We start from the raw sequence: 24,906 nt of genomic DNA on the forward strand, positions 1-24,906 counted from the left end.
GAGGGCGCGGTCCGCAATTGCGGTTTGATGCCGCCCGGCGGTCTGCTAACCTGTTTGGAATTGCAAGGGATTCCGGCATGACCAACCTGACCTGTTTCAAGTCCTATGACATCCGCGGCCGTCTGGGGCCCGAGCTGAACGAGGCTGTGGCAACCCTGATCGGGCGCGCCTTCGCCGAGGGGCTGGGCGCGCGCCGGGTGGTCTTGGGGCGCGACTGCCGCGCTTCATCGGCCGCGCTGGCCGCAGCGGTCTCCATCGGCCTGCGCGAGGCCGGGGCCGAGGTGCTGGACCTTGGGCTTTGCGGCACCGAAGAGGTCTATTTCGCCACGGCGCATCTGGAGGCCGATGGCGGGATCGAGGTCACCGCCTCGCACAATCCGATGGATTACAACGGGATGAAACTGGTCAAGGCCGGATCGGCGCCGCTGGAGCCCTCGCTTCTTGCCCGGGTCAAGGCCCTCGCCGAGGCGGGAAATTTCGCGGAAAGGCCGATGGGCGGGTCAAGCGAGGTGACGACGCGGCAGGCCTATGTCGACCGGGTCCTGTCGCTGGTCGATGTCGAGGTGCTGCGCCCGATGACCATTCTGGTCAATGCCGGCAATGGCACGGCGGGGCCGACCTTCGATGCGATCTCTGACGAGCTTGCCGAACGCGGCGCGCCCTTGCGCTTTGTCCGGATCAACCACACGCCGGATGGCAGCTTTCCCAATGGCATCCCGAACCCGCTTCTGCCCGAGAACCAGCCGATGACCGCCGCGGCCGTCCGCGCCCACAAGGCCGATTTCGGCGTCGCCTGGGACGGCGACTTCGACCGCTGCTTTCTCTTTGACCACGAGGGCGGCTTTGTGGCCGGCGAATATGTCGTGGGTCTGCTGGCCGAGGTGTTTCTGGCCAAGGACCCCGGCGCCACCATCATCCATGACCCGCGCGTGGTCTGGAACACGGTCGATGTCGTGGCCCGCGCCGGTGGCCGGGCCGAGATGGCGCCGACCGGGCATGCGTTCCTCAAGGCCAAGATGCGCGAGACGGGCGCGGTCTATGGCGGCGAGATGTCGGCGCATCACTATTTCCGCGACTTCATGGCCTGCGATTCCGGCATGATCCCCTGGCTGTTGGTGGCCGAGCTGATCTCGCGCCGGGGCCAGAGCCTGCGCGACCTCTTGGTGGCGCGGCGGGCGAGCTTCCCCTCCTCGGGCGAGGTGAATTTCCGGGTGGTCAGCGTGGCGGAGTCGGTGGCGGCGGTGGAAGCGGTCTTTGCCCCGCTTGCCACCAAGCGCAACGATGTCGACGGCCTGTCGCTGGAGTTCGGCGACTGGCGGTTCAACCTGCGCGCCTCGAACACCGAACCGCTGCTGCGGCTGAACATTGAATCGCGTGGCAAGCCGGAGTTGATCGCCCGGAAGCTCGCCGAGATTTCGGCGATCATCCAGAAGGGCGGGCTCTGATCCGCCTCAGGCCGGAACCGAAACCTTGCTGCGCACGAAGGCCTCGATCTCGGCCGCAGGGCGGGCGCCGGGCAGGCGGGCGATCTCGCGCCCCTTCTGCCAGAGGATCAGCAGGGGAATGCCGCGGATGCCCAGACGTTGCGAGACGGCGGGGTGATCCTCGGTGTTGATCTTGGCAAAACGCACCTTGCCCGACAGCGCCTGCGCCGCCTTGGCATATTCCGGCGCCATCATCCGGCAGGGGCCGCACCAGGGTGCCCAATAGTCGACGATGGTCGGCAGATCGTCGGCCCTCGTCGCCTTGTCATGCGCCGAAAGGTCGAACTCCGCCACCTTCGGCCCCAGAAGCGCCTCTCCGCAACTGCCGCATCTCGGCCCGGCGCCGAGCTTGGCCACCGGCACCCGGTTCGCCTGGCCACAGGTGGCGCAGGTCAGTCTGACAGCGTCTTGCATCGCCAAAATCCCGATATATTCGCGTTACTCTATATATGAAGCTGCGGCGGCGGCGTTCAAGATGGGGCAGGGGGGATCGTTGTCAATCTCACGACCCGCCGCTGCCTGGATCGGCGTCAGGGCCCTGTTATGCGGGCGCAGAATACAACAAAATTTGCTCTGCGCTGCAGAAACCTGAATCACCTCTGCGGCGAAGTCGCGGGGATTCGGCGCGGTGCGGCTTCGCCAAGCGCAAAAATAATAAAGCATTTTCAGGGTGATATGGTGAAAATTTCGGCATTTGTGACAAAGCCATTGACAGCCCGGCCAGCTCTCGCCTGACTGTAAACAGCATCAGTGATAAATTATCACTTTTGCAGTTTGGCGGCGCGGGCCGCCCTTGCTTTTGCCGTTCCAGGGAGGAACCCATGATCAACCGTCGCACCGCTTTGGCGGGCCTTGCTGCCGCCGCCTCGATCCTTGCGCTGTCCACTCCGGCCTTGGCCGAGGGTCTGAAAATCGGCTTCAGCCAGGTCACGCTGCAGTCGCCCTTCTATGTTCAGCTGAAAGATGGCGCCGAAGCCGCCGCCAAGGCCGGTGGCGACACGCTGATTTTTCTGGACGCCAATGGCGATGTGACCAAGCAGAACAACGACATCCAGGACCTGATCACCCAGGGCGTGAATGCGATCATCATCAACCCGGTCAACCCCGATGCCGTCGTGCCCTCGCTTGAGGCGGCGGCTGCGGCGGGCATTCCGGTGCTGACGGTGGACCGGTCGGTCAATGGCGGTGGCGTGAAGGCCCATATCGGCCGTGACAACAAGGCGATGGGCAAGATGGTGGGCGAGGCCGTGGTGGCGCGCCTGAAGGCAGATGGCATCAAGAATGCCAAGATCATCGAGATCCAGGGCGATGCCGGCGGCTCGGTCATGATGGATCGCCGCGACGGCTTCCATGCCGCCATCGAAGGTTCGGGCAACACGATCGTCGAAGGGCCCTATGCCGAATATATCCGCGCCAATGCGGTGACCGCGATGCAGGACCTGCTGCAGGCCAATCCGGATGTGAAGGTCGTCTATGCCCATAACGACGACATGGCCCTGGGCGCCTTGCAGGTGCTGAAGGAAAGCGGCCGCAATGACGTGCTGGTGGCCGGGGTCGATGGCCTGTCCGAGGCTTTGAAGGTCATGGCCGAGGGTGGCCCCTATGTCGCCACCGCGCTGAACGATCCGGCCTATCTGGGCGATGTGACCATCCAGGTCGCCCGCGAAGTGGCCGCTGGCAAGCCGGTTCCGGCCTTCGTCGACGCCGGCTCCAAGGCGGTGACCAAGGACAATGTCGCCGAATTCCCGACCGATGCGCTTTTCGCGCAGTACCGGCCGAAGATCCTCGGCAACTGACCCTTTCGGCGGGGGGCCAAGCCCCGCCGATCCGGGCCGCCGTGGCACATGCTCCCCCGCGGCGGCCCCCACTCTCAACCTACTCAGAAAGCATCCGACATGCGCGCAGCCATTCTTTACACCCCCGGCGACATCCGGCTTGAGGAGGTCGCAAAACCCGTCCCCGGCCCGGGCGAGGTTCTGCTGCGGGTCGCAGCCGTGGGGGTTTGCGGATCGGACCTGCCGCGGATGCTGATCAAGGGCGCCCACAAGATGCCGATCATCTGCGGGCACGAATTCTCCGGCCATATCGAAGAGATGGGCGCGGGTGTCGAAGGTTTCGCGCCGGGCGATCTGTGCACCGTCCCGCCGATGCTGCCCTGCGGGGTCTGCGACCAATGCGCGACCGGCGATTTCTCGCGCTGCCGGGATTATGATTACTTCGGCTCGCGCCGGGACGGGGCCTATGCGGAATGGGTCGTGGTGCCGGTGGGCAACCTGTTGAAGGCGCCGGCGGGCACCGATCCGCGGGCGGCGGCGATGGTCGACCCGGCCTCGATCGCGCTCCATGCGATCTGGAAGGCGGGCGGGGTGCGGATGGGCGCGCGCGGGGCGGTGATCGGCTGCGGGCCGATCGGGCTTTTCGCGATCCAGTGGATGCTTTTGATGGGCGCGCGCGAGGTCGTGGCGATTGATGTGTCCGAAGCCAAGCTGGATCAGGCACGCGAGGCCGGGGCCACGCATTGCTTCCTCGCCGGGGCCGAGGTGCCGAAGGATCTGCTCTGCGACGTGATCGTGGAGGCGGCGGGGCATCCCTCCTCGATCAATGCGGCGGCGCAGCTGGCGGCACCGGGCGGCCATGTCGTCTTCATCGGCATCCCGGTCGGCGATGTGGCCTTGCAGAACAAGACCTTCCAGCATTTCCTGCGGCAGGAGGTCTCGCTCCACGGCTCGTGGAACTCCTTCGGCGCGCCCTATCCCGGGCCGCAATGGACGGTGACGCTGGACAAACTGGCCAGTGGTGCGCTGAAGTGGGAGTTCATGATCAGCCACGAATTGGGGCTGGAGGCGCTGCCCGCGATCTTCGACCGGCTGAAGAGCGAAAAGGGCATGTTCTTCTCCAAGATCATGTTCCGCCCTTGAGGGCATCTGCCCGCCCTGAAAAGGATGGGCAAGGCGAGGACCTGGGAGGGGAATTTGGCCACCATACTGACGTTCGATTTCGGCACCGGGGGCGTGCGGGCGGGTCTTTACGACACCGACCGCCGTGCCATGCGTGCCATGGCCGAAGCCGCCTACCCGACCCGCTATCCGCGCGCCGGCTGGGCCGAGCAGGACCCGGCGGACTGGAGCCGCGCCTTGCGCGAGGCGGGGCGCGCCGTGCTGGCGCGGGAAGGCGTGACCTCCGTCGCCGCCGTCTGCTGCGGCACCACCGCCTCGACCGTGGCGATCTGCCGCCGCGATGGTACGCCCCTCCGCCCCGCCATCCTGTGGATGGACTGCCGGGCCGAGGCCGAAAGCCGCGAGACGGCGCGGCTCGACCATCCGGTCATGCGGTTTTGCGGCGGCGCGGATGCCGTCGAATGGCTGATCCCCAAGGCGATGTGGCTGAAACGCCACCAGCCCGAGGTCTGGGCCGGGGCCGAGGTGATCTGCGAGGCCCTGGATTATGTGAACCATGACCTGACCGGGGACTGGGTCGCCTCGCGGATGAATGCCGCCTGCAAATGGAATTACGACAGCGCCGAGGGCCGCTTCCGCCCCGAGATCTACGACGCCCTCGGCGTGGCGGATCTGTCCGACCGCCTGCCGCAACGGGTGATCCCGGTCGGCGGCCAGATCGCGCCGATGCGGGCCGCGATGGCGGCGGATCTGGGGCTGACCAACCTGCCGATGGTGGCCCAAGGCGGCATCGACGCCCATATCGGCATGCTCGGCGCCGATATCATCGAGCCGGGGGCGATGCTCTTCATCGGCGGCACCTCGGTCGTGCAGCTGACGCAGCTTGGGGCGGAAACCGAGGTTGCGGGCTTCTGGGGACCCTATCCCAATGCGCTGACCGATGGGCATTGGCTGGTGGAATGCGGTCAGGTCTCGGCAGGGTCGGTGATGAACTGGCTGGCGGGGACGATCTTTGGCCTTGATGCGGCAGGCCATGCCGCGCTGATCGCCGAGGTGGCGGCGACGCCCTCGCGCGCCGAGGGATTGCTCGCGCTGGACTACTGGATGGGCAACCGTACGCCCTATCGCGACGGCGCCCTGCGCGGGGCGATGATGGGGCTGACTTTGGGGCATGGACGGGCGGATATCTATGCCTCGGCCGTCGATGCGGTGGCGCTCGGTTCGGCCAATGTGCTGGGCTGCCTTGCGGCGCGGGATGTCGCGATTGACCGGGTGGTCATGGCGGGCGGGATCGTCAAGAATGCGGCCTGGCTGCAAGCCACGGTGGATGCCCTGGCGCGGCCCGTGCTGGTGGCGCGGGAGGATAACCTGTCTTTGGTCGGTGCAGCGGTGGCGGCGGCCAGCAGCATCGGTCTTTTCGGCTCGCTCTCCGAAGCCGCGCGCGCCTTTGCCGCCCCGGTGCGCGAGGTTTTGCCCAACCCTGAACGCTCCGACTGGTTCGCCCGCAGCTTGCCGCTTTACCGGCAGGCGACCGAGGCCCTGACCCCGGTCCTGCATGAATTGTCGGCGCGGCAGACGGGGGCAAGGGCATGAAGGACCGCAACCCCTATTCGCAGCGCCTGCCTTCGGACGAACAGCGCGACCACCTGATGGTGCAGGTGGCCAAGCTTTACTACGACTTCGACCGCACCCAGGCCGAGATTGCGACCGAACTGGGCATCACCCGCTGGCAGGTTGGCAAGCTTCTGACAGGGGCGCGCGCCGAGGGCATCGTCAAGATCGAGATCACCCCGCGGCTCAGCCGCAAGACCAGCCTCGAGGTCGCCCTGCAGCAACGCTTCCATCTGCGCGATGCCATCGTCGTGCCGATGGGCGAGATCACCGATCCCGCCCTGCTGATTGAAACCGTGGGGCAGGCGGCGGCGCTTTACCTTGCCAACCTCAACCCCAAGCCGATGCTTCTGGGCGTCAGCTGGGGTCGCACCATGGCCGCCGTGGCGCGGGCCTTGCCGCAGGGCTGGAACCCCGGCGCGCATATGGTGCTGGTCAACGGCAACTCGGCGCTGCACGCCACCTCGTCGCGCAATGCGGCGGTGGCGGAGGCTTTCGCGCAATCGGCGGGCGGCCAGGCGACCTTGCTGCCGGTGCCGGCCATCGTCGGCAAGCGCAGCACCCGTGACGCGCTGGAGGAAGACCCGATCATCGGCCGCGTCCTGTCCCTCGCCGAGGCCGCGCCAGTGATCTGCTTTGGCATGGGCGGTCTACCGCAGCAATCGGTGCTGACCGATTCCGGCTATCTCTCGCAAGAGGATATCGCCCGGCTGCGCGCGCTGGGCGCCGTGGGCGACGTGCTCGGCCGCTTTGTCGATGCCGATGGCCAGATCGCCGATGTAGCACTCGATGACCGCACCGTGGGCCTGCGCCTCGACCATCTGCGCCGCAAGGACTGGGCCATCGGCGTCGTCTCGGGCGAGGAGAAACACCCCATCGCCCGCGCCGCCCTCAAGGCCGGCTATGTCTCGGTCCTGGTGACGGACGAGGCCACGGCCAGAAACATCCTCGGAGAAGTCCAATGACCGCGCCAATGACTGCGCCCGTGCTGGAAATCCGCAACCTCGCCAAGCGCTTTCCGCCCAATGTCGTGGCCCTGTCCGACGCCCATCTGAACGTGGCCGCGGGCGAGGTGCATTGCCTGCTGGGCGCCAATGGGGCGGGGAAATCCACCTTCCTGAAGCTCTGCGCCGGGGCAATGGCGCCCTCGGGTGGAGAGATCCGGATCGACGGCAAGCCGATCACCTTCCGCAGCCCCTCCGAGGCGGCAGAGGCCGGGATTTCGATGATCTATCAGGAGCTTGACCTGGTCCCGCATCTGACTGTGGCCGAAAACCTGTTCCTTGGTCACCCGCCGCAGCACTTCGGCTTTCTGCGCAAGGCCGAACGGCGCCGCCGGGCCGAGGCGGCGCTGGCACGGGTCGGCGCGCAATTCTCGCCCGATGCGCGGGTGGAAAACCTGTCGGTCGCCAACCAGCAGCTGACCGCCATCGCCCGCTCGCTGACCCGTGCGGCCAAGATCATCATCATGGACGAACCCTCCGCCGCGCTGAACGAGACCGAGCTCAAGGCCGTGTTCCGGGTGATCCGCGAGCTGACGGCGCAGGGCGTCGCCATCGTCTATGTCAGCCACCGTCTCGGCGAATTGCGCGAGATCGGCGACCGGGTCACCGTGCTGCGCGGCGGCCGCACGATCGAGACCTTCGATGTCGCGGGCACCCCGGACAGCGCGCTGGTCGATGCGATCCTCGGCGGGGCGAAGGCTCTGGTCGAACGTCACGAGCGCCCGCCGCTCGACGGCGAGGTGATCCTGCAGATCGACCGGCTGAGCGGGCCGCAGGGCCTCGACATCCGCGATTTCACCTTGCGGCGGGGCGAGATTGCCGGGCTGACCGGGCTGAACGGCGCCGGGCGGACCTCGTTCCTCAAGGCGCTGTTCGGGGCCCTGCCGCATGAGGCCGAGATGCGGCTGCGCGGTCAGGCCTATGCGCCGCGCCGGCCCAAGGATGCGATCCGGGGCGGCTTTGGTCTGGTGCCGGAGAACCGCAAGACCGAAGGGCTGATGCTCGATGCTGCCATCTACAAGAACGCGACCCTGCCCGCGATGCAGGGCGATTTCTGGACCCGCCACGCCCGGCGCCGCAGCGATACCGTCGCCGTGCTGAAACAGCTTTCGACCAAATACGGCCACCCCGACCAGAAGGTGATCCAGCTTTCCGGCGGCAATCAGCAGAAGGTCGTCCTGTCGAAATGGCTGATCAAGGGGTCGGAGATCCTTCTGCTCGACGAACCCTCGCGCGGGCTGGATATCGGGGCGAAGGCCGATCTTTACGCGCTGGTCGATCAGCTCTCGCGCAAGGGGGCCGCGATCATCGTCGCCTCTTCGGAGCTCGACGAGCTTTATGCCGCCTGCGACCGGATCTGGCTGTTCCATGAAGGCCGCAACATCGCCTGTTTCAATCCCGCCACCACGGATCAGGACACGATCCTGAAACGACAGATCCTCGGGGATACCAAGAATGACTGACCTGACCAGCGGCAACCCCGCCACCCCCAGTTTCACCCGCCAGGCGATCGATCTGGCGATCGAATACAATTTCATCGTGATCTTCGTGCTGGTCACGGTGATTGCCGCCTGCCTGTCGCCCAGCTTTCTGACCGGCACCAATATCGCCAACCTGTTCCAACAGGCGGCGGTGACCGGCGTGGTCGCGGTGGGGATGACCTTTGTCATCCTGACCGGGAACATCGACCTCAGCGTCGGTTCGGTCTGCGCGCTCTGCGGGATGCTGGTGGCGGTGCTTCTGGCGGGGGGCATGCCGATCTGGCTGGCCGTGGTGCTGACCATCGCGGCGGGCGCCACCTGCGGCGCGGTGATGGGCAGCATCACGGCGCTGGCCAATGTGCCCAGCTTCATCATCACGCTGGCGGGCCTCGTCTCCTTCCGGGGGCTGACGTACCTCATGACCAACGGCGTGCCCGTCTCGGGCCTGCCCGAGGGGTTTGCCGCCATCTCCTCCAGCAAGATCACCCTGCTGCCGGGCTTTGCGCTCAGCTCGATGGGGCTGATCTTCCTCCTCCTCTGCCTTGTCGCGGGCGGCCTTTTGCGGCTGACGGTGGTGGGCGAGACGATCTATGCCACCGGCGGCAACCCCGAGGCCGCGCGTCTGTCGGGCCTGCCGACACGGGCCGCGCTGATCCTGGTCTTCACCATTTCCGGCATCATGAGCGCGCTGGGCGGCATCCTTCTGACCTCGCGCCTCCGGATCGGCCAGCCGACGGCGGCGCAGGGGCTGGAGCTGGACGCCATCGCTGCGGTGGTGCTGGGCGGCACCTCGCTTTTTGGCGGGCGGGGGGGTATCCTTGGCACCTTCTTTGCTGTGATGCTCTTGCAGGTGCTGCGCAATATCTTCAACCTTCTGGGCCTTGGCTCTTTCTACCAGATGACGGTCACCGGGCTGATCATCGTCGCCGCCATCCTTCTCAACCGCTTCATCGACCTGCGCCGTGGACGCTGATGACAAACATGGAACCCCTTGCAATGACGCATGATTTCCCCCGGATGACCGGGACGGATTTTACCCCGGACTGGTTCGACGCCATCTCGGTCAACAGCTCTGCCGCCGATCGCCGGGGCGCCAGCCTGCCGACGCGGCGCACGGTCAAGAAGGACTTTCAGGCCGCTTGGCTGGCCCGGGCCATCACCTGCATCGACCTGACCACGCTGTCGGGCGACGACACCGCCGGCCGCGTGCAAAGGCTTTGCGCCAAGGCCAGGGCGCCGGTGCGCGCCGATCTGTTGCAGGCCCTCGGGCTGGAAGGGCTGACGGTCGGTGCCGTCTGCGTCTATCCGACCATGGTGCCCCATGCGGTCAAGGCGCTGGAAGGCTCGGGCATCCCGGTCGCCTCGGTCGCCACCGGCTTTCCGGCGGGTCTGACGCCCTTGCCGCTGCGGCTGGCCGAGATCCGCTATGCCGTCGATCAGGGCGCAAAGGAGATCGACATCGTCATCACCCGCGAACTGGTGCTGACCGGCCAGTGGCAGGCGCTTTATGACGAGATCGCCCATATGCGCGAGACTTGCGGCCCGGCGCATATGAAGGCGATCCTTGCCACCGGCGACCTCAAGACCCTGACCAATGTCTACAAGGCCAGCATGGTCGCCATGCAGGCCGGGGCGGATTTCATCAAGACCTCCACCGGGAAGGAAGAGGTCAACGCCACGCTGCCGGTGTCCCTGACCATGGTCCGCGCCCTGCGCGATTTCCGCGAAAGGACCGGCCAGCAGGTCGGCTTCAAGCCGGCAGGGGGCCTCAAAACCGCCAAGGACGCGATGAACTGGCTGTTCCTGATCAAGGAGGAACTGGGCACGCGTTCGATGATGCCCGACCTTTTCCGCATCGGCGCCTCCTCGATGCTGGGCGATATCGAACGCCAGCTCGAACACCATGTCACGGGCCGCTACTCGGCCGCCAACCGCCACGCGCTGGCCTGAGGAGAGCTTCCATGTCAGTCAAAACGCCGTCGATCAGGGACATCATGCAGACCATGGACTATGGCCCCGCCCCGGAATCCAGCACCGAAGCGCGCGCCTGGATCGCCGCCCGCCCCGTCGTGGGCCATTACATCAATGGCCGTTTCGTGGCCCCCGAGGGCAAGACCGCCGAGGTCCTGAACCCCGCGACGGATGAGGTCCTGACCCACGTCGCCCTCGGCACCGAGGCCGAGGTCGATGCCGCCGTCCGTGCCGCCCAAGCCGCCTTCCCGAAATGGGCCGCCCTGCCGGGCCATGCCCGGGCGAAATACCTCTATGCCATTGCCCGCCACATCCTGAAGCGCGAGCGCTTCCTTGCCGTGCTGGAGACGCTCGACAACGGCAAGACCATCCGCGAGACGCGCGACATCGACGTGCCGCTGGTCGCCCGCCACTTCTACCACCATGCCGGCTGGGCCGAGGTGATGGACACCGAGTTTCCCGAATTTGCCCCCCTGGGCGTCTGCGGGCAGGTGATACCCTGGAACTTCCCGCTCCTGATGCTGGCGTGGAAGGTCGCGCCGGCGCTGGCGGCGGGCAATACCGTGGTGCTGAAGCCGGCGGACCTGACACCGCTGACCGCGCTGGCCTTTGCCGAGATCTGCGCCGAGGTCGGGCTGCCGGCGGGGGTTCTGAACATCGTGCAGGGGGATGGCGCCACCGGGGCCGCGGTGGCCGGGCATCCGATGGTCAAGAAGGTGGCCTTCACCGGCTCGACCGAGGTGGGCCGGGTGATCCGCCGCCAGATCGCCGGATCGGGCAAGAAACTGTCGCTGGAACTGGGCGGCAAATCGCCCTTCATCGTCTTCGAGGATGCCGATCTCGATGCCGCCGTCGAAGGCGTCGTCGATGCGATCTGGTTCAACCAGGGCGAGGTCTGCTGTGCCGGCTCGCGCATTCTGGTGCAAGAGGGCGTGGCCGAACGCTTCTTCGCCAAGCTGAAGGCGCGGCTGACCACCTTGCGCATCGGCGATCCGCTGGACAAGACGATGGATGTCGGCGCCATCGTGTCGCGCAAGCAGTTGCAGCGCATCACCGGCCTGCTGGCGCAGGGCGAGGCCGAGGGGGCGACGCTGCACCGCGCGCCGGGTGCCCTACCGGAAAAGGGCGCCTTCTGTGCGCCCGGCTTCTTCACCGGCACGGCGCCCGCCCATACCGTGAGCCAAGCCGAAATCTTCGGCCCGGTCGCCACGACCCTGACCTTCCGCACGCCGGACGAGGCGATCACCCTGGCCAATGACACCCGCTATGGCCTGGCCGCCAGCATCTGGAGCGAGAACATCAACCGCGCGATCGAGACGGCGGCCAAGGTCAAGGCCGGTGTGGTCTGGATCAACGCCACCAACATCTTCGACGCCGGCGCACCCTTCGGCGGCTTCCGCGAAAGCGGCTTCGGCCGGGAAGGCGGGCGCTCTGGGATGCTGGAATACCTCGCCCGGCCGGTGACGGGGCGCAAGCCCCGGCCCGTTTCCGCCCCGGTGGCGGAGGTGACGCCCTACCTCGGCAAATCCGACCCCGCCGCCATCGATATCACCGCCAAGCTCTACATCGGCGGCAAGCAATCGCGCGCCGATGGCGGGCAAAGCTACAGCGTGCTGGGCAAGGGCGGCGTGGCGCTGGGCCAGGCGGCGCTCGCCAACCGCAAGGACGTGCGCAACGCGGTCGAGGCTGCGGCCAAGGCCACCGGCTGGGGTGGCGTCACGGCGCATAACCGGGCGCAGGTGCTGTATTTCCTGGCCGAGAATCTGGAACAGCGGCGCGAAGAGTTTGTGGCGGCCCTTGCCGCCACGGGTGCCAGCCCCAAGCCCGCGGAAGAGGTCGAGGCGACGATCCGCCGCGCCTTCTGGTATGCCGCCCAGGCCGACAAGTTCGACGGGGCGGTGACGGCGACCAAGACCAAGCATGTCACCATGACGGTGAACGAGGCCTTCGGCGTCCTCGGCATCGTCGCCCCCGACGAGGCGCCGCTCCTCGGCCTGATGTCGCTGGTCCTGCCCGCCATCGCGATGGGCAACCCCGTGGTGGCGGTGGCGAGCCAGAGCCAGCCGCTGATCGCGGCGCGGCTTTACCAGGTGTTCGAAACCTCGGACATTCCGGCTGGTGTCATCAACCTTCTGACCGGCGACCGCGAGGCCCTGGCCAAGACGCTTGCCGAACATGACGAGGTGGCAGCCCTCTGGTACTGCGGCAGCGCCGCCGGCGTGGCGGTGGTCGAGGCGGCAAGTGCCGGCAACCTCAAGCCGGTCTGGACCGATGAGGGCCTGGCCCGCGACTGGCGCGACCCCGCCCAGGGCCAGGGTGCGGAGTTCCTGCGCCGCGCCTCGCAGGTCAAGACGATCTGGATCCCCTACGGGGCCTGAGGATGGCGCTCCTCTCCGAGATCGGTCTGGTGATCTTCGACTTTGACGGTGTCCTCGCAGATAGCGAGGGCATCGCCATCGAGGAACTGGCCGCCGAAATGACCGCCCGCGGCGCCACCATCACCGCGGCAGAGGCGCAGGCGCGGTTTCTGGGCGCCTCGACCCGCGACCACATGGCCTTCATCGCTGCACAGACCGGCGCACCCTGCGGCGCCGATTTCCCCGATGTCTGGCATCGGCGCCTGTTCACCCGCTATGCCTGCGAATTGCAGGCCGTGCCCGGCGCGCTCGCCACGCTGGACCTGCTGGATGGGGCCCACATCCCCTATTGCATCGGCTCGGGCGGGGCGGTGGACCGGCTGGACCACGCGCTGCGTGCCATCGACCTTGCCGAGCGCTTCGCCGGCCGCGCCTTCAGCGCCGAGATGGTGGCCCGGGGCAAACCGGCGCCGGACCTGTTCCTTCATGCCGCAGCGAAAATGGGCGTCGCCCCGGACCGCTGCCTCGTGGTGGAGGACGCCCCCGCCGGGGTCAGGGCCGCCGGGGCCGCCGGCATGCGCTGCCTTGGCTTTGTCGGTGGCAGCCATCTGGCGGGCCAGGCCGAGGACCACGCCGCCCTCCTGCGGCAAGCCGGAGCGGGGGCGATCTGCGCCTCTCATCCGGAACTGCAGGCGTTGCTGCGCGCGGGGTGAGGCGGCGGGTCGGGTGACCGACGGCGCTTTTGACCCGACCCAAGGCTGGGGGTTTCACACCCCCACGCTTCGCAGTTTCTTCGGTGCTGCGCACCAAACTGCTTCGCACCCGTGGGATATTTATGGACCAATGAAATCCGAAGGGGAGGTCAGTTCTTGGAGCGGATCAGGGTCAGAATCTCGGCGGCGGCTTTGGGGATATTGGTGCCGGGGCCGAAGATGGCTTTGACGCCGGCATTCTTGAGGAACTCGTAATCCTGCACGGGGATCACGCCGCCGCAGATGACGATGATATCGCCGGCACCCTTGGCCTTCAGCGCCTCGATCAGCTTGGGGGCGAGGGTGCGGTGGCCGGCGGCCTGGGAGGAGATGCCCACGACATGCACGTCATTGTCGATGGCATCCTGGGCGGCCTCTTCGGGGGTCTGGAAGAGCGGGCCCATGTCGACGTCAAAGCCCATGTCGGCGAAGGCGGTGGCGATGACCTTGGCGCCGCGGTCGTGGCCGTCCTGGCCCATTTTCACCACCAGCATGCGGGGACGGCGGCCCTCTTCGGCCTCGAAGTCCTTGATATCCTTCTGGATCGCCTCGAACCCGGCATCGCCGTCATAGGCGGCGCCATAGACGCCGGCGAGGGTTTTGACTTCCGCTCTGTGGCGGCCGAAGACGTTTTCCATCGCTGTCGAAATCTCCCCAACGGTGGCGCGGGCGCGGGCGGCGACGACGGCGGCGGCGAGGAGGTTGCCATCGCCGCGGGCGGCCCGTTCGAGGGCTTGCAGCGCGGCCTGAGCCGCAGCTTCATCGCGGGCGGCGCGGGTCTTTTGCAGGCGGGCGATCTGGGCGTCGCGGACGGCGATGTTGTCGATCGACAGGATATCCACCCCGGTATCCGTCGCCGGTTTGTATTTGTTGACGCCGACGATGACCTCATCCCCGCGGTCGATCAGGGCCTGACGCTTGGCGGCAGAGGCCTCGATCCGCAGCTTGGGCATGCCGGAGGCCACGGCCTTGGTCATGCCGCCGAGGGCCTCGACCTCTTCGATCAGCTTCCAGGCTTCCTCGGCCAGCTGGGCGGTGAGGGTTTCGACGTAGTAGGAGCCTGCGAGAGGGTCGGCGACATGGGTGATGCCGGTTTCTTCCTGCAGGATCAGCTGGGTGTTGCGGGCGATGCGGGCGGAAAACTCGGTGGGCAGGGCCATGGCCTCGTCCAGCGCATTGGTGTGCAGCGATTGGGTGCCGCCAAGCGCCGCCGCCATCGCCTCGTAAGCCGTGCGGATGACGTTGTTATAGGGGTCCTTTTCCTGCAAGGAGACGCCCGAGGTCTGGCAATGGGTGCGCAGCATCAGGCTTTCGGGCTTCCTCGCGCCGAATTCGGACATGATGCGGTGCCAGAGCAGGCGCGCGGCGCGCAATTTCGCGGCCTCCATGAAGAAATTCATGCCAATGGCGAAGAAGAAGGACAGGCGGGGGGCGAAATCGTCGACCGCCATGCCGCGGGCCAGCGCCGTGCGGACATATTCGCGGCCATCGGCCAGGGTGAAACCCAGCTCTTGCACCAGGTTCGCCCCGGCCTCCTGCATGTGGTAGCCCGAGATCGAGATGGAGTTGAACTTCGGCATCTCGCGCGCGGTGTAGTCGATGATATCGGCCACGATGCGCATCGAAGGCTCGGGCGGGTAGATATAGGTGTTGCGCACCATGAATTCTTTGAGGATGTCGTTCTGGATCGTCCCGGACAGGGCGGCACGGGGCACGCCCTGTTCTTCGCCCGCCACGATGAAATTGGCGAGGATCGGGATGACGGCGCCGTTCATCGTCATGGAAACCGAAACTTTTTCCAGCGGGATGCCGTCGAAGAGGATCTTCATGTCCTCGACCGAGTCGATGGCGACGCCGGCCTTGCCGACATCGCCCACCACGCGAGGATGGTCGCTGTCATAGCCGCGGTGGGTGGCCAGGTCGAAGGCGACCGAGACGCCCTGCTGACCGGCGGCCAGCGCCTTGCGGTAGAAATCGTTGGATTCCTCGGCGGTGGAGAAGCCGGCATATTGCCGGATCGTCCAGGGGCGACCGGCATACATCGTGGCCCGCACGCCGCGGGTGAAGGGGGCGATCCCCGGCGCGCCGCCCATATGGGGCAGGTTCGCCACATCCTCGGCCAGGTAGACCGGCTTGACCGGGATGCCTTCCAGCGTGTGCCAGGTGAGGGTCTCCGGCGATTTGCCCTTGAGGTCCTTGGTGGCGAGAGCTTCCCAGTCGGCGCGGGTGGTCATGGCTTGTTTCCTGTTGCGGGCTGCGGAGCCAGGGGCTGTCTGCCCCCGGACCCCCGAGGATATTTGAACAAGTATGAAAGGGTCAGGCGAATTCGAGGATGATGTCGTCGACCTTGAGGCTGGAGCCGGCGCTGGCGCGCACCTTCTTCACCGTGCCGGCGCGGGTGGCCTTGAGGATGTTTTCCATCTTCATCGCCTCGACCGTGGCGAGGGTCTGGCCCTCTTCGACCTCGTCGCCTTCTTCGACCGCGAGTTTGACCAGAAGGCCGGGCATCGGGCAGAGGAGGAATTTCGACGTGTCCGGCGGGGCCTTTTCCAGCATGTGGAGCGCCAGTTCGGCGGCGCGCGGGCTGCGGACCAGGACCTTGAGGTCGGCGCCGCGCAGGCGCAGGCGGAAGCCCATCGGGATCTTGGCGACCTTCATCACCAAAGGCGCGCCTTCGACCGAGAGGCGGGCCAGGGGTTGGCCGGGCTGCCAATCGGATTTGACACGCAGGTGGCTGCCGTCTTCGAAGGTGACGGTGGAGCCCTCGCTGTCGGCGGCGATGGTGACGGCGATGCGCTCGCCCTGGATATCGACCACCCATTGGTCGCCGACATGGCGCTTGTGGTTGTCCATCGTGCCGGAGATCCTTGTGCGGCGGATCTCTGCCACGCGGTTCATCGCGGCGGCGGCGGCCACGACCTCGCGGATCAGGGCGGGGGGCAGGGTGGCGCCCTTGAAGCCCTCGGGGTATTCCTCGGCGATGAAGGCCGTGGTGATATTGCCCGAGGTAAAGCGGGGATGGTCCATCACGGCGGCGACGAAGGGCAGGTTGTGGCCGATGCCCTCAACCTCGAAGGTGTCCAGCGCCAGACGCATTTCCTCGATCGCTTCGGCGCGGGTCGGGGCCCAGGTGCAGAGCTTGGCGATCATCGGGTCGTAGAACATCGAAATCTCGCCGCCTTCGAAGACACCGGTGTCATTGCGCACGATGCCGCCGCGCGTTGTCTGCCCTTCGACGGGCGGGCGATAGCGGGTCAGGCGGCCGATCGAGGGCAGGAACTTGCGGTAGGGGTCTTCGGCGTAAAGCCGCGATTCCATCGCCCAGCCGTTGATCTTGATGTCGCCTTGGGCGAAGGGCAGCGCCTCGCCGTAAGCCACGCGGATCATCTGTTCGACGAGGTCGATGCCGGTGATCAGCTCGGTCACCGGATGTTCGACCTGCAACCGGGTGTTCATCTCGAGGAAGTAGAAGTTGCGGTTGCCGTCGACGATGAATTCGACCGTGCCCGCCGAGGTATAGCCGACCGCACGGGCCAAAGCGCAGGCCTGTTCGCCCATCGCCTTGCGGGTGGCTTCATCGAGGAAAGGCGAGGGCGCCTCTTCGATAACCTTCTGGTTGCGGCGCTGGATCGAGCATTCGCGCTCGTTGAGGTAAAGCGTATTCCCGTGCTTGTCGGCCAGGACCTGGATTTCGATATGGCGGGGTTGGGTGACGAACTTTTCAATGAAGATCCGGTCATCGCCGAAGGAAGCTGCGGCCTCGTTCTTCGAGGACTGGAAGCCCTCGCGCGCCTCAGCATCGTCCCAGGCGATCCGCATGCCCTTGCCGCCGCCGCCGGCGGAGGCCTTGATCATCACCGGGTAGCCGATCTGGCCGGAGATCTTCACCGCCTCGTCGGCATCGGCGATCAGGCCCATATAGCCCGGCACGGTCGAAACCCCGGCCGCCTGGGCGATCTTCTTCGAGGTGATCTTGTCGCCCATCTGTTCGATGGCCGAAGAAGGCGGGCCGATGAAGACGACGCCTTCCGCTTCGAGCGCCGCCGCGAAGGCGCGGTTTTCCGACAGGAAGCCATAGCCCGGATGCACGGCCTCGGCCCCGGTGGCGCGGATCGCCTCGAGGATTTTCTCAATCACGATATAGCTTTGCGCGGCGGGGGAGGGGCCGATGTGATAGGCCTCGTCCGCCATCTTGACGTGGAGCGCATTGCGGTCGGCGTCGGAATAGACGGCAACGGTGGCGATGCCCATCTTGCGGGCCGACTTGATCACCCGGCAGGCAATCTCGCCACGGTTCGCGATCAGGATCTTCTTGAACATGGCCTTACCTCACAGCGGGATGTTGTCGTGTTTTTTCCAGGGGTTGGTCAGCTTCTTGCCGCGCAGGGAGGCGAAGGCCCTCGCGACCCTCTTGCGGGTCGATTGCGGGCGGATCACCTCGTCGATGAAGCCCTTTTCGGCCGCGACGAAAGGATTGGCGAAGCGGGTCTCGTAGTCCGCCACGCGGGCGGCGATCTTCTCCTTGTCGCCGAGTTCGGAGCGATACAGGATCTCGACCGCGCCCTTGGCGCCCATCACGGCGATCTCGGCGGTGGGCCAAGCATAGTTGAAATCGCCCCGCAGGTGTTTGGAGGCCATCACGTCATAGGCCCCGCCATAGGCTTTCCTTGTGATCACAGTGACCTTGGGCACCGTGGCCTCGCCATAGGCGAAGAGCAGCTTGGCGCCGTGCTTGATGACGCCACCAAGCTCCTGCGCCACGCCGGGCAGGAAGCCCGGCACGTCGACGAAGGTCAGGATCGGGATCTCGAACGCATCGCAGAAGCGGACGAAACGGGCGGCCTTGCGGCTGGAATCGATGTCGAGGCAGCCGGCCAGAACCATCGGTTGATTGGCCACGACGCCGACGGTCTGGCCCTCCAGCCGGATGAAGCCGGTGATGATGTTGCCGGCGAAATCCTTCTGGATTTCGAAGAAATCGCCCTCGTCCGCCACCTTCAGGATCAGCTCCTTCATGTCATAGGGCTGGTTCGGGTTGTCGGGGATCAGCGTGTCGAGGCTCGGCTCCAGCCGGTCGGGCGCATCGAAGAAGGGGCGGACCGGGGCCTTCTGGCGGTTGTTGAGCGGCAGGAAGTCGATGAGGCGGCGCGTTTCGGCCAGCATTTCGATGTCGTTCTCATAGGCGCCATCGGCGACGGAGGACTTCTTGGTATGGGTGCCAGCGCCGCCGAGTTCTTCGGCGGTGACCACCTCATTCGTCACGGTTTTCACCACATCGGGACCGGTGACGAACATGTAGGAGCTGTCTTTGACCATGAAGATGAAGTCGGTCATCGCGGGCGAATAGACCGCGCCACCCGCGCAAGGCCCCATGATCAGGCTGATCTGCGGCACCACGCCGCTTGCCATGATGTTGCGCTGAAACACCTCGGCATAGCCGGCGAGCGAGGCCACGCCCTCCTGGATCCGCGCGCCGCCGGAATCGTTCAGCCCGATCACCGGGGCGCCGTTCTGGATCGCCATATCCATGATCTTGCAAATCTTTTCGGCATGGGTCTCCGACAGGGACCCGCCGAAGACCGTGAAATCCTGCGAAAAGACATAGACCATCCGGCCATTGACCGTGCCCCAGCCGGTGACCACGCCGTCGCCTGCGGGCCGGTCCGCCTCCATCCCGAAATCGGTGCAGCGGTGGGCCACGAACATGTCGAATTCTTCAAACGAGCCCTCGTCGAGCAGCAGCTCCACCCGCTCCCGCGCGGTCAGCTTGCCCTTGCCGTGCTGCGCCGCCACCCGGCGCGCCCCACCCCCGGCCCGCGCCGCCGCACGCCGCGATTCCAGCTCTTGCAACACGTCTTTCATGGAAAGGCTCCCCCGCTTGCCCGCATTGGCCTGCCTCTATGCGACAAGCGGCTGCGAAAGAAGCTTTGAACGTGTGTGAAGGCGTGATATGCAAATGACACACATCTATATATGCAAAGTTGCAAATGGCGGTTCGCAAACTCTTCATCGGGCGCAAGGTGCGCGAATTGCGCGAAAGCGTGCATGTCACCCAGGCCGCCTTTGCCGAGCGGCTGGGGATTTCGGCCAGCTACCTCAACCAGATCGAGCAGAACCAGCGCTCGGTTTCGGCCTCGGTCCTCTTGGCCTTGGCCGAGAAGTTCAGTTTCGACATCGCCTCGATTTCTGAAAGTGAGAGCGATCGGCTTTTGTCGGCCCTGAGCGAGGCCTTGGCGGACCCGATCTTCCGGCCCTATGTGCAATCCTTGCAGGATCTCAAGCTCGTCACGCAAAATGCGCCCTCCCTGGCCCATGCCTTGATCGTCTGCCATCAAGCCTACCAGCGCAATAGCGAACAACTGGCCTCACTTGACGACCGGCTGGGCGGGCAGGCGATGCAGGCCGAGCCGAGCCCCTATGACGAGGTGCGCGACTTTTTCCACTTCGTGGACAATTACGTCGATGATCTGGACCGCGCGGCGGAGACCCTGGCCGGGCGGCTGGGCCTGCCGGACCGCGATGTCGGCATCCGGCTGGAGCGTCATCTGGAAATGGCCCATGGCATCCGGGTGACGCGGGCCGATCCACAGGATCAGGTGATCCGCCGGTTCGATGCGAAATCCCGCATCCTTGCGCTGGATGATTATGCCGCCTCGCCGACCCGTGCCTTCCAGATGGCCTTCCAGATCGGCGCGATCGAGGCGCAGCCCCTGACCGCCGCCACCATCGCCCGGGCCAATTTCCGCACCGTTCAGGCCGAGGAAATCTGCCGGATTGGTCTCTGCAACTACTTCGCCGGGGCGCTTCTGCTGCCCTATGCGCCCTTCCGCAAGGCCGCGCGCGAATTGCGCCATGATCTGGAGCTTCTGGCCGCCAGCTTCGGCGCCTCTCTGGAACAGGTCGCGCATCGCCTTTCCACCCTGCAGCGGGCCGAGGCCAAGGGCATCCCGGTCTTCTTCGCCCGCATCGACCGGGCCGGCAACATCACCAAGCGTCACAGCGCCGCCCGCCTGCAATTCGCCCGCTTCGGCGCGGCCTGCCCGCTGTGGAACGTCCATGGCGCTTTCGAGGCGCCGGGCCGGATCATAAGGCAGCTGGCCGAGACGCCGGATGGCGCGCGCTATCTGTGCGTGGCGACCGAGGTGGTCAAATCCGGCGGCGGTTTCGCTGCCCCGCACCGGCGCTTTGCCCTCGCGCTCGGCTGCGAGGTGACCCATGCGCAGGAATTCGTCTATGCCGATGGTCTGGGCCCGGTGGACAAGGCGCGCTTCGATCCGATCGGGATTTCCTGCCGGATCTGCGAGCGCAGCGATTGCTTCCAGCGCGCCGTGCCGCCCCTGAACCGCAAGCTGGCCATCGACCACGACCGCAGGTCTTTCCTGCCCTATTCGCTGCTGTAGCCCTCTGCCAGCCGGGCCGCCGTGAAACGGTCGGTCACCAGCACGTCGATCAGCCCGGTGCTGAGGGCGCCGCTGATCGCCCGGGTCTTGGACCGCCCGCCCGCCAGCGCCATGACCCGGTCGATCCGGCCCAGTTCGGGCAAGGACAGGCCGATCACCCGGTCATCCAGCCTGGTCTTCACCGCCTTGCCCGCCGCATCGAAGAACCGCAGCGAGATGTCGCCGACCGCCCCCGCCGCCGCCAGATCCGCCAGTTCCTGACCCGAAAAGATATTGCCCGACCGCGCGAGAAGCTCTGACGGTTCCAGCGCGCCGATGCCGACCACGGCCAGGCTGATCTGCCCGAACAGCCCCATGGTCGCCTGAACGTAAGGATCGGCCAGCAGGATTTCCCGCGCCTCGGGCGAGGCGGCGAGGCCCTGCACCGCCAGAAGCCGCGTCTCGGCCCCGGTGAGCTTGGCCAGCCGCGTCGTCAGCTGCGTCGCATGGGTCTGCACTGATGGATTGCCCATGCCGCCGAGGGTCTGGACGACATAGCGGGCCCTGGTGCCCTTCAGCGGATGGATGTTTTCGACCATCTGCAGGATGGTCTGGCTCCAGGAGGAAACCCCGATCACCTCGCCCTCCTGCAGGGTGACCTCCAGGAAATGCGCCGCCGCCTCGCCGATCCGCGCCATGATGGCCCCATCGCGGTCTTCGGAACAATCGACCACGATCGCCTCGCCCAGGCCGTAACGCGCCCGCAGCGCCGCCTCCAGATCGGCGAAGGTGCCGGGGGGCGGGATCACGGTGGTGCGGACGATATCCTCCTCCGCCGCGCGCTTCAGCATCCGCGAGACGGTGGCCTGCGACAGGTGCAGGTGGGCCGCGATCTCGGCCTGGCGCCTGTGCTCCATGTGGTACATCTGCGCGACCCGCCCGATCAGCCGCAGTTCGTTGATCCGGCCCATCGGCGCGTCACAGGGCCAGGGTGGCGCGGGCCACGGCGTCTTTCCAGACCTTGAGCCGTGCTGCGGCATCCGAGGGGCGGGGCGTGATCCGCTGGCCCTGGCGCGGCAGGGCGGAGAGCGTGGCAAGGTCGGACCAGATGCCCAGCGACAGCCCGGCGAGATAGGCCGCCCCCAGCGCCGAGGCTTCGGGCGCGTCCGACTGGTGCAGCGGGTGGTTCAGGATATCGGCGACCGACTGCATCAGGAACGCGTTCTTCGACGGCCCGCCATCGGCATAAAGCGCGCCGAGCGGGATCGGCGACTGCGCCGTCATCGCGGCGAAGACATCATGCACCTGAAAGGCCAGCGAATCCGTCACCGCCCGCGCCATCTGCGCCCGGCTGGTGGTAAAGCTGATCCCGCTGAACAGCGCCCGCGCCTCCGAGGTCCAGTAAGGCGCGCCAAGCCCCACGAAGGCCGGCACGAAACCCGGCCCCTCCGGTTCGGCCGTGGCGGCCAGATCGGTCAGCGCCTGGACATCGTTCAGGCCCAGCATCTCGACCATCCAGGGCAGGGCCGAGGCGGAGACGAGGATATTGCCCTCGAAGGCAAAGACCGGCTGGCCCTTGATCCGCCAGGCCACGGTGGTGGTGATCCCGAGCCTTGGTGCCACATACTCCGGCAAGGTCGCCATGATGGAAGACCCGGTGCCGAAGGTCACCTTGCCATCGCCGGGCAGAAAGGCGCCGTGGCCAAACAGCGCGGCATGGCTGTCGCCGATCGCGGCCCGGATCGGCACGCCATCGGGCAGGACGCCCGCGCCCTTGGTCACGCCGAAATCGCCCGAGGAATCGCGCACCTCGGGCAGCGCCGCCAGCGGCACGCCGAAAAGTGCTGCCAGTTCGGCACTCCATGCCTGCGCCTTCAGGTCGAACAGCTGCGACCTTGCCGCGTTGGAGGCGTCGCAGGCATGGACCGCACCCCCGGTCAGGCAATGGATCAGCCAGGCGTCGATGGTGCCAAGGCGCACCCGCACCCCCGCCGGCGCCCGGTCGATCAGCCAGCGCATCTTCGGCCCCGGAAACATCGGGTCGAGCGGCAGGCCGGTCAGCTCCTGCACCCGGCCCGCATGGCCCGCCGCCGTCAGCGCCGCGCATTCGGGGGCGGTGCGGCGGCATTGCCAGCTGATCACCGGCCCCAGAGGCGCACCCGAGACCGCATCCCAGATCGTCACCGATTCCCGCTGGTTGGAAATCGCCACCCCCTCCAGCCGCACCCCCGGCGCTGCCGCCAGACAGGAAGCAATCGCCTCCTGCACCGAGGCCCAGATCCGCCGCGGGTCCTGCTCCACCCAGCCCGGCCCGGGATGCGAGATCCCGACCGGCGCCGACCCCCGCGCGAGGATTTCCCCCGTTGTCGCCACCAGCACGGCCTTGGAATTGGTGGTGCCCTGGTCAATGGCCAGAAGGGCGGAACGCGGGGCGGCAGAGGTCATGGTCGTCTCCGGGTAGGGCTGTCAGAGGCGCAGCGGTCCGGGGTTGCGGACAAGCGGTGCGTCTGAATAATTATGCAAGTATGGGTATAATTTCAGAGTGCAGGCGGAGGAGTCAAGAGAGGGCATCCAACTCGCCCGAGTTCAATGCCGCACCTCACCCCCTCGGCAAACAGGCGAAGCCCTAAATCGAGAGGCACCGGTGCCGAAAAGGGGGCCTGCAAGTGGCAGGACCCCCGGCCCCTTGGTCGAAGGCGTAAGCCGCAGACCAAGAGGCGTGGGGCAGGGGGATGTCGTTTGAGAAATCGGGGCGCGCGTGCCTGCGGCTGGCGCGTTTATCGCAGATGTCCGGGGTGAGGAGGCCAGACGTGCCTGATGGCACGTTTGGCTGACGCAAGAGGCGCCGCCCGATTTGTCGCGGGACAAATCGGGCGGGGAGGCGGGAGGCAAATCAGCAGGAATCGCCCGATGTTCTCCGTCTATTGCGGTAGCCAATTCACGTATTTCGGTATGATGTCGAAATTCTTTAATTCCTGCACAATTTCTTTAGAGATAACAACTTTTGGCCAGCCGGCCTTATGAAAGATCGACTGTAAACGTGTATTGATTCTTTTCTGATCGGTCGGCCACATATCTGAATCCGGTTTGATGATTCTTTTGACCTCGGATCGAGAGATCGAATACTCAGATAGTATAATATCATAGTGAGTTATTATTCTGAATATTATTTCGGAAAATCCAATTACTCCACGAAACGACAGTTTGCAGCTTTGATTTGCACTTGTGATCGTGGGATGCTCGGGAATATTTGCTCCGCCAATCTTTCCATCTTTCTTAGCGTTATCGAATTTATTGAAGGTCTCAGCCGTGAATGGAAATGATTTGCCGCCGTTATGTGAAATTGCGTTTCGAAGTTCCTTAAAGTAGCGATAGCAAAGGAGAAGTGGTTCGAGCGCGTTTGCCTCATACCTCCTTGCAACGGAGCTGTCCCAAACGACGTTTCCTGCAAGCAAGGTGGATTTTTGGCCAAGTGATGATATTGGATTTGGTCTACTTGCTTTTGCTTGAGACGGTGGGAACTGCATACCATCCGCAAACGCCTTGATATGCCCCTCTGAAATTAAACCCAATTCATGTGCTTGGTTTGCAATCTTTCCGGTGAAATCTTCAAAAATTGCAATGCAGTTAACCAAGACTATTGAGGAAAATACTGCCAGTTGGTCCTCCCATTCTGTGGTTTTAGCAATCTTTTTCAGCGATCCCCCCCCAATGTTGACGCCACGTGCAAATCTTGCATCTAGGTCAGCCTCTGTGCAGTTTGGTACGGTTTCGAGATAGCCCCGGACTTGCCAGCGTAAATTCCACATCGCAATTGCTGTCGGCTGGATAAAGTCAAATAGACGTGTCAAATCACCATGCGCATCGCGAGATGCTTGAAAGACGTAGCGTGCTGTTTCAGCCATGTCTCGCCCTCATTTTAAAGCGGATGTCTTGAGACGCATTTCTTGCCCTTTTCAAATATCCTCAC

General features: G+C 65.6%; 18 protein-coding genes. 11 read left to right on the forward strand and 7 right to left on the reverse strand.

The features are described 5' to 3' along the window. Positions 1-77 precede the first annotated feature (77 nt). On the forward strand, positions 78-1,445 hold the full coding sequence (locus tag AC1DZT_RS07610; RefSeq protein ID WP_478006018.1) for a phosphohexomutase domain-containing protein: 1,368 nt from the start codon (positions 78-80) through the stop codon (positions 1,443-1,445). Between the two features lie 6 nt (positions 1,446-1,451). Here AC1DZT_RS07610 and trxC read toward each other — a convergent pair whose 3' ends face one another. Next, positions 1,452-1,898 (reverse strand): thioredoxin TrxC, encoded by a 447-nt coding sequence (gene trxC, locus AC1DZT_RS07615; protein ID WP_478006019.1) that lies wholly within the window; start codon positions 1,896-1,898, stop codon positions 1,452-1,454. Positions 1,899-2,305: 407 nt separating this feature from the next. Here trxC and AC1DZT_RS07620 point away from each other — a divergent pair, with 407 nt between their 5' ends. The 9 genes from AC1DZT_RS07620 to AC1DZT_RS07660 all read left to right on the forward strand — a co-directional run bounded on the left by AC1DZT_RS07620 (position 2,306) and on the right by AC1DZT_RS07660 (position 13,518). Then, positions 2,306-3,280 carry a substrate-binding domain-containing protein gene (locus AC1DZT_RS07620; RefSeq protein WP_478006020.1) on the forward strand — a complete coding sequence of 325 codons (975 nt, stop codon included), beginning with the start codon at positions 2,306-2,308 and terminating at the stop codon, positions 3,278-3,280. 99 nt (positions 3,281-3,379) lie between these two features. Further along, positions 3,380-4,402, forward strand: coding sequence for a galactitol-1-phosphate 5-dehydrogenase (locus tag AC1DZT_RS07625; protein ID WP_478006021.1), 1,023 nt, complete (start codon positions 3,380-3,382; stop codon positions 4,400-4,402). Positions 4,403-4,456: 54 nt separating this feature from the next. Then, positions 4,457-5,974, forward strand: a complete 1,518-nt coding sequence (locus AC1DZT_RS07630; protein ID WP_478006022.1) for an FGGY-family carbohydrate kinase — start codon at positions 4,457-4,459, stop codon at positions 5,972-5,974. Further along, positions 5,971-6,957, forward strand: coding sequence for a sugar-binding transcriptional regulator (locus AC1DZT_RS07635; RefSeq protein ID WP_478006023.1), 987 nt, complete (start codon positions 5,971-5,973; stop codon positions 6,955-6,957). The genes AC1DZT_RS07630 and AC1DZT_RS07635 overlap by 4 nt, the downstream gene beginning before the upstream one ends. Before the next feature lie 8 nt (positions 6,958-6,965). Then, the gene (locus AC1DZT_RS07640; protein WP_478006024.1) at positions 6,966-8,459 is read left to right on the forward strand and encodes a sugar ABC transporter ATP-binding protein; all 1,494 of its coding nucleotides are present in this window, start codon (positions 6,966-6,968) and stop codon (positions 8,457-8,459) included. Next, positions 8,452-9,450 (forward strand): ABC transporter permease, encoded by a 999-nt coding sequence (locus AC1DZT_RS07645; protein ID WP_478006025.1) that lies wholly within the window; start codon positions 8,452-8,454, stop codon positions 9,448-9,450. The genes AC1DZT_RS07640 and AC1DZT_RS07645 overlap by 8 nt, the downstream gene beginning before the upstream one ends. A gap of 8 nt (positions 9,451-9,458) precedes the next feature. Then, positions 9,459-10,427 carry a deoxyribose-phosphate aldolase gene (gene deoC / locus AC1DZT_RS07650; RefSeq protein ID WP_478006026.1) on the forward strand — a complete coding sequence of 323 codons (969 nt, stop codon included), beginning with the start codon at positions 9,459-9,461 and terminating at the stop codon, positions 10,425-10,427. A gap of 11 nt (positions 10,428-10,438) precedes the next feature. Beyond that, positions 10,439-12,826, forward strand: a complete 2,388-nt coding sequence (locus AC1DZT_RS07655; protein WP_478006027.1) for an aldehyde dehydrogenase family protein — start codon at positions 10,439-10,441, stop codon at positions 12,824-12,826. Positions 12,827-12,828: 2 nt separating this feature from the next. Next, positions 12,829-13,518, forward strand: a complete 690-nt coding sequence (locus tag AC1DZT_RS07660) for an HAD family hydrolase (protein ID WP_478006028.1) — start codon at positions 12,829-12,831, stop codon at positions 13,516-13,518. A 149-nt stretch (positions 13,519-13,667) separates the two neighbouring features. Here AC1DZT_RS07660 and scpA read toward each other — a convergent pair whose 3' ends face one another. From scpA to AC1DZT_RS07675, 3 genes are all read right to left on the reverse strand, one after another. Next, positions 13,668-15,791, reverse strand: a complete 2,124-nt coding sequence (gene scpA, locus AC1DZT_RS07665) for a methylmalonyl-CoA mutase (protein WP_478006029.1) — start codon at positions 15,789-15,791, stop codon at positions 13,668-13,670. Between the two features lie 82 nt (positions 15,792-15,873). Beyond that, on the reverse strand, positions 15,874-17,877 hold the full coding sequence (locus AC1DZT_RS07670; protein WP_478006030.1) for an acetyl-CoA carboxylase biotin carboxylase subunit: 2,004 nt from the start codon (positions 17,875-17,877) through the stop codon (positions 15,874-15,876). Between the two features lie 9 nt (positions 17,878-17,886). Continuing rightward, a complete protein-coding gene (locus tag AC1DZT_RS07675; protein WP_478006031.1) occupies positions 17,887-19,419 on the reverse strand; it encodes an acyl-CoA carboxylase subunit beta in 1,533 nt (510 codons plus the stop codon). A 125-nt stretch (positions 19,420-19,544) separates the two neighbouring features. Between AC1DZT_RS07675 and AC1DZT_RS07680 the strand changes: the two genes are divergently transcribed. Then, positions 19,545-20,957, forward strand: coding sequence for a helix-turn-helix domain-containing protein (locus AC1DZT_RS07680; protein WP_478006032.1), 1,413 nt, complete (start codon positions 19,545-19,547; stop codon positions 20,955-20,957). On the opposite strand, the gene AC1DZT_RS07685 is transcribed toward AC1DZT_RS07680, so the two are convergent. The 3 genes from AC1DZT_RS07685 to AC1DZT_RS07695 all read right to left on the reverse strand — a co-directional run bounded on the left by AC1DZT_RS07685 (position 20,942) and on the right by AC1DZT_RS07695 (position 24,841). Further along, positions 20,942-21,907, reverse strand: coding sequence for a sugar-binding transcriptional regulator (locus AC1DZT_RS07685; RefSeq protein WP_478006033.1), 966 nt, complete (start codon positions 21,905-21,907; stop codon positions 20,942-20,944). The genes AC1DZT_RS07680 and AC1DZT_RS07685 overlap by 16 nt on opposite strands. A gap of 7 nt (positions 21,908-21,914) precedes the next feature. Then, the gene (locus AC1DZT_RS07690) at positions 21,915-23,381 is read right to left on the reverse strand and encodes an FGGY family carbohydrate kinase (RefSeq protein ID WP_478006034.1); all 1,467 of its coding nucleotides are present in this window, start codon (positions 23,379-23,381) and stop codon (positions 21,915-21,917) included. Positions 23,382-23,857: 476 nt separating this feature from the next. After that, positions 23,858-24,841 carry a hypothetical protein gene (locus tag AC1DZT_RS07695; protein ID WP_478006035.1) on the reverse strand — a complete coding sequence of 328 codons (984 nt, stop codon included), beginning with the start codon at positions 24,839-24,841 and terminating at the stop codon, positions 23,858-23,860. Positions 24,842-24,906: the final 65 nt, after the last annotated feature.

This window comes from Rhodobacter sp. P1_C2, assembly GCF_056406375.1.

Coding starts and splice junctions, on each gene's coding strand:
- AC1DZT_RS07610 (WP_478006018.1), top strand. CDS start 78: ATGACCAACCTGACCTGTTTCAAGTCCTATGACATCCGCGGCCGTCTG.
- trxC (WP_478006019.1), bottom strand. CDS start 1,898: ATGCAAGACGCTGTCAGACTGACCTGCGCCACCTGTGGCCAGGCGAAC.
- AC1DZT_RS07620 (WP_478006020.1), top strand. CDS start 2,306: ATGATCAACCGTCGCACCGCTTTGGCGGGCCTTGCTGCCGCCGCCTCG.
- AC1DZT_RS07625 (WP_478006021.1), top strand. CDS start 3,380: ATGCGCGCAGCCATTCTTTACACCCCCGGCGACATCCGGCTTGAGGAG.
- AC1DZT_RS07635 (WP_478006023.1), top strand. CDS start 5,971: ATGAAGGACCGCAACCCCTATTCGCAGCGCCTGCCTTCGGACGAACAG.
- AC1DZT_RS07640 (WP_478006024.1), top strand. CDS start 6,966: ATGACTGCGCCCGTGCTGGAAATCCGCAACCTCGCCAAGCGCTTTCCG.
- AC1DZT_RS07645 (WP_478006025.1), top strand. CDS start 8,452: ATGACTGACCTGACCAGCGGCAACCCCGCCACCCCCAGTTTCACCCGC.
- deoC (WP_478006026.1), top strand. CDS start 9,459: ATGGAACCCCTTGCAATGACGCATGATTTCCCCCGGATGACCGGGACG.
- AC1DZT_RS07655 (WP_478006027.1), top strand. CDS start 10,439: ATGTCAGTCAAAACGCCGTCGATCAGGGACATCATGCAGACCATGGAC.
- AC1DZT_RS07660 (WP_478006028.1), top strand. CDS start 12,829: ATGGCGCTCCTCTCCGAGATCGGTCTGGTGATCTTCGACTTTGACGGT.
- scpA (WP_478006029.1), bottom strand. CDS start 15,791: ATGACCACCCGCGCCGACTGGGAAGCTCTCGCCACCAAGGACCTCAAG.
- AC1DZT_RS07670 (WP_478006030.1), bottom strand. CDS start 17,877: ATGTTCAAGAAGATCCTGATCGCGAACCGTGGCGAGATTGCCTGCCGG.
- AC1DZT_RS07675 (WP_478006031.1), bottom strand. CDS start 19,419: ATGAAAGACGTGTTGCAAGAGCTGGAATCGCGGCGTGCGGCGGCGCGG.
- AC1DZT_RS07680 (WP_478006032.1), top strand. CDS start 19,545: ATGGCGGTTCGCAAACTCTTCATCGGGCGCAAGGTGCGCGAATTGCGC.
- AC1DZT_RS07685 (WP_478006033.1), bottom strand. CDS start 21,907: ATGGGCCGGATCAACGAACTGCGGCTGATCGGGCGGGTCGCGCAGATG.
- AC1DZT_RS07690 (WP_478006034.1), bottom strand. CDS start 23,381: ATGACCTCTGCCGCCCCGCGTTCCGCCCTTCTGGCCATTGACCAGGGC.
- AC1DZT_RS07695 (WP_478006035.1), bottom strand. CDS start 24,841: ATGGCTGAAACAGCACGCTACGTCTTTCAAGCATCTCGCGATGCGCAT.